Genomic DNA, 2,404 nt, shown 5'->3' with positions numbered 1-2,404 from the left:
TTTTTATTAAAGAAATGTGAGACTTGTCTCGATGCTCAACTCATTCTTTTCAGCGCGCCGAACAAGAAAAGCACCACAACCGTATGATCCGGACTGCGATGCGAAGGTACGACATTCCCAACAAAGTCATTCGTGTTTTTCAGGCATATCCGACAGGTTATCCGACAGAACACTTCCTATTCCGATAAATCTTCCGAAAACCCTCTATTGACATCATTCAAATAGGCTGCATAAAACTTGCCGGCTACATTGATACGCCTTAATCGTTCACCTCTGTTGTCGGTATCAGTGAACTCCCAATTGGGATAGTCTCCGGTAACTGTATTGTAATATTGCGACAACGTAGAAACACCTGCTACCTCTATGCCCAGTTGCAATAGATAAGACCTGAAACTTGGAACCGTCTTAAATGGTGCCACTTCCTCGATTTTCTTTTCGTCTATCAATTGCATAATCCAAGCATAGTCATATTTGTGCTTGATAATCTTCTTAGCTTCTAATTCATGGAAAATCTTCTGCATCCGTAAGTCGATATCGGGTAGCTGTAGAGAAGAAACCTGCTCTACAACTTTCACCCATCCCATCTTTTGGCCACATCGCAACCAATCCAAGGCGGGGCTATTATAATCCGTATCTTTAATAGATAACCGATATTCCATTGTGTTTATTTTGTTAACGGCTGCAAAAGTAACAAAAGTCAAGAAATATTCCAAATATTTTATCATGTAATAGATTTAAAATTAGTTAAATGAAATATTTGCTAATATTCTATATTTCAGTGTGTTACGTGCGCATGCGCGCATTTGATATATTTATATATATTCGCATATATATTAATATATATTGTAAAATAAATATATAGTATTAAATATAAATATATATATATAAATAAATATATATATCTATATATAATAAAACTTAATAAATAAATAAAATATTACGCACACTGCGCACGCGCGCGAGAAGTATGTCTGTGCGGTTCTACTTGTCGTGAGCAGCATTGCACTGGTGTCTTATCTGGTCATCATGATTGACGATGACATCGGTGACTACGTCCTAATGTGTTTTTAATAATCGCATCAATATAAAAACTCCCCAAGACTCGCCATGAATCTCGGGGAGCGATAAGAGTCAAGTTATAGTATTACTTGATTGCCACTTTCCGTCCGTTGATAATGTAAACGCCCTTTCCTGGTGTTTTCACGTGATGACCATTCAGGTCAAAGACTTTACCGTTTTCTGCCTCCATGCGGATAGCATTGATGCCAGTTCCACCAATGGTCACCTTATAGCCGTAAAGCAATACGCTGTTGGCACTAGCAGTTCCACCACGATTAAGACGAGTTTCACTACCACCTGACGTGCTTGCATACAGATAGACATAAGCAGACGCGCTGACATCGTAAGACACATCTGCCGTTCCACGTTCCGACTTCGTAATCTTGTTAGGCTCGCCATTACCAATTTGCACATTCAGCACATGCGTACCAATAGTCTTTGTATCCACCGTAACAGTGCCTTGACCAGCAGGTATCTCGAAGATGACGCCACTATAGTTTTCACGTATGGCAGCATCACCCACCTCAGCATTCTGAATAGCCGTCATTTGTTCTGATGTTGTCGTAGAGTTCAGCACGAGTGCCTGCTCTGTGGCATTGTAGCCGTCACCATTTGCAGCTTTCACATTATAATAGGTATTGTCGATAACAGCGTTCTCCAAATCTGTATCTGCTGTGATTTGCTCACTAATGGATGTTTCCTCTGTTTCAGTGATTGGCGTAATCTCCACAGCCTCAATAGTCAACATGCCCTTAACATAGCTGATCTCATAATTAGTGGCACTTGCTCCAGACACAACAATATCGTATGTTCCTGGCTCGCCGGCTGAAGTTGCAGTGGTCGTGATGGTAGGCTGAGTTGTCAATACACTATTGGTTTCATTGTTCTTGAAACCACTGTACTCTGCCTCGAACGTGGGCATTTCATCACCTTGTTTGATGGTGTAACTCTTAGCTGTGATTGTCAGCGGAGCTTTCGTGATAGTTAGTACACCATTTATATAATGGTCGTTATAATTAGTAACTGTTCCTTTACTGATAATTATTGGATACTCCCCTACAGGTGACATTACCGTTGCATCACAAGTAATCCCAGGCGTACCTATCAACGTAGCACCTTCTGATGTGTACTCGAAGTTTGGATTCTCTTCGCCGTATTTCCTGCTATAACTCTTCGCAGTAATGGTTACAGGGTCAACGATAGTGAACGAACCAGTCACTGTTACATCATGTGCAGGCATCGTTTCAGGTATCTCGCTCCAGCCAGAGAAGGTATATCCCTCTTTCGTAGGTTCAACTTCTGGAGTAATCGTTGCGCCAAATTCTACATCATAGGTCTTGTATGC

2 protein-coding genes are annotated in these 2,404 nt (G+C 41.0%); both read right to left on the bottom strand.

The features are described from left to right. Nucleotides 1-176: 176 nt before the first annotated feature. Nucleotides 177-659, bottom strand: a complete 483-nt coding sequence (locus BLU47_RS14375; protein ID WP_143025593.1) for a hypothetical protein — start codon at nt 657-659, stop codon at nt 177-179. A gap of 485 nt (nt 660-1,144) precedes the next feature. Beyond that, nucleotides 1,145-2,404 (bottom strand): MBG domain-containing protein (locus BLU47_RS14940; RefSeq protein ID WP_304442039.1); only part of this gene is annotated, 1,260 nt, incomplete at its 5' end.

Source organism: Prevotella sp. tc2-28, from assembly GCF_900107705.1.
Classification (GTDB): Bacteria; Bacteroidota; Bacteroidia; order Bacteroidales; family Bacteroidaceae; genus Prevotella.
The sequence above is the reverse complement of the archived record's forward strand: the minus strand, read 5'-3'. Positions and strand labels throughout refer to the sequence as shown.